We start from the raw sequence: 1,884 nt of genomic DNA, 5'->3' as shown, positions 1-1,884 counted from the left end.
CTGTAATAAGCTACTAAAACAAGCTTTTGCAATAGCAAAATCTGGATTAATATATGATGATTCTTATAGAAGTACTTTAGTGAAAAGTTAATGGGTTTTTACTTGTTTTTTACCACAGTACTTTGTTGGGCACAGTTATTTATATTCTATTTCTCTCGATTGAATATAATTCAGTTCGTCATTTATAAATAATTCTTTTTTAATCCAATTTTCAAATTTGTCATATTCATATTTATATTCCGTTTTTGAAAGCAACGAATCTTTACTATCAAATTCTTGTGTTTTCATTAAAGTTCCGCAATCATATTCGTTTTTGAAAGTTCGATTTCTTTCGGGTTTCAAATAATTATGCAATTCAGATTCAGTTACTAATTCGTTATTGTCATATTTACTGATTTCAATTGTATTGGTAATTGTGTCATTAGATTCAATATCAAAGAATTGTTGTAATAGAGAACTTTGTTTTAGAGTATGGTCAGAATTATATTCATATTCGCCAATTTGTTTAAAACGAAAAACATCATTTTTAGTTTCTGAATGTGTCTTAATCGCTAAAGTATCTTTATAAAAATAATCCACAGTATAGGTTGAACTATCATTTGACATTTTTACGATTTCTGTTTTTATTTTATTAAAATTGTTATAGATATAATCAATTTCCATCTTTTCATTGTTCGGCAATGTTGTCTGAATTAAGTTGGATATTTGGTCATTAGTATTGTATTTGTTTTCTCTTATTGCTACAGTATCTTTAACTTCCTTGTTTAAAGAATCTTTCTCAATTCTTATAAAGTAAACTGTACTTTTGGCCGCTTTTTTAGTAAGTCCATTATTCAATACCTTTTTTTCATTACAGCAGCCAATAAATAATATTGAAAAAAGGAAAATTAGAAGTCTGTTCATTCGTTCGTTTTAATTGTGCCCAACGTTTATGTATAAGGATAGTTGCGGGTTTGTATGCGAGGATTTTCCGAAGGAAAATCAGACGTTACAAACACGCAACGACCTTTGATTAAGCGCTAAACCGCAATTATTTTTATACGGTGTTGGCAAATCGTTTTTTATTTTATTCAACTTATTTGAATTCCGATATTTTTAAACAACTCTTTAGTTTCTATAATATCAGATTCATTTTTCATTTCCATTAAGTCTCTCAATTTTCCGTTTTTCAATTTCAGACTAAATCTTTTTCGACCAAAAACTTGTTTTTCGGTAAGCGAGCTGATTTCAGATAAATTCAATTTTTCCGATGTCGATTTTTTCATTATTTGATAAATCAACATTATCACAGATGCCAATCCAAGAATTATCCAAATAAATCCCATCCATTCTAATTGCTTTTTGTCTAAAACAAAAACAGGAAAAAGAATAGAATTAATAAGAGTAAAAATCAGCATTACTTTTATCATTAAATACTGCGTTTTTAATCCGTCTTTTATTTCAATCGACTTTTCTTTTTCGTTAAAATTTATTTTCATAGTTCTGATTTTTAAATGTTTGCCAACGTTTTCGTATATGGTTTGTTGCGTGTTTGTATGCAAGGATTTTCCAACGGAAAATCAGAAGCTAACAAATATGCAACTACCATTCGTTAACCTTTAAATAGCAATAAATTATATACGGTGTGTGTGCCCAGTATGGGCATCTTTAACTTACAGCAAAGTAAGTAATTAATCTAGAGGGTGCAAGTCCCTTATGCGCTGGGGTAACTCCTAGAAGCATTAGTAAGTCGCAAGGGTGGTAACTGCAAAGTTACATCTGAAGAAAGCGAGACTACAAAACTCGGTACTGACGAACAGAAACCGTATACAGAGGCCTATTTATTCGGGTAAGCAACCACATCATTGCAACGCCCAAAGAGTATCAAAAGGGTAAGTAGGTAGA

The 1,884-nt window shown here is 30.1% G+C and carries 2 protein-coding genes; both read right to left on the bottom strand.

Going from position 1 to position 1,884, the window contains the following annotated elements; translation table 11 throughout:
• Window positions 1-135 precede the first annotated feature (135 nt).
• Window positions 136-903 carry a hypothetical protein gene (locus ES677_RS15015; protein WP_148381699.1) on the bottom strand — a complete coding sequence of 256 codons (768 nt, stop codon included), beginning with the start codon at window positions 901-903 and terminating at the stop codon, window positions 136-138.
• Between the two features lie 167 nt (window positions 904-1,070).
• Complete coding sequence (locus tag ES677_RS15010; protein WP_013552042.1) at window positions 1,071-1,478, bottom strand: hypothetical protein; 408 nt, start codon at window positions 1,476-1,478, stop codon at window positions 1,071-1,073.
• Between the last annotated feature and the right edge of the window lie 406 nt (window positions 1,479-1,884).

It is taken from the genome of Bizionia gelidisalsuginis, from assembly GCF_008086185.1.
GTDB lineage: Bacteria > Bacteroidota > Bacteroidia > Flavobacteriales > Flavobacteriaceae > Bizionia > Bizionia saleffrena.
This window is presented reverse-complemented; position numbering and strand designations above follow the sequence as displayed.

What these genes read in the sequence shown, in the direction of transcription:
- ES677_RS15015 (WP_148381699.1), bottom strand. Translation starts at nt 903, where the DNA reads ATGAACAGACTTCTAATTTTCCTTTTTTCAATATTATTTATTGGCTGC.
- ES677_RS15010 (WP_013552042.1), bottom strand. Translation starts at nt 1,478, where the DNA reads ATGAAAATAAATTTTAACGAAAAAGAAAAGTCGATTGAAATAAAAGAC.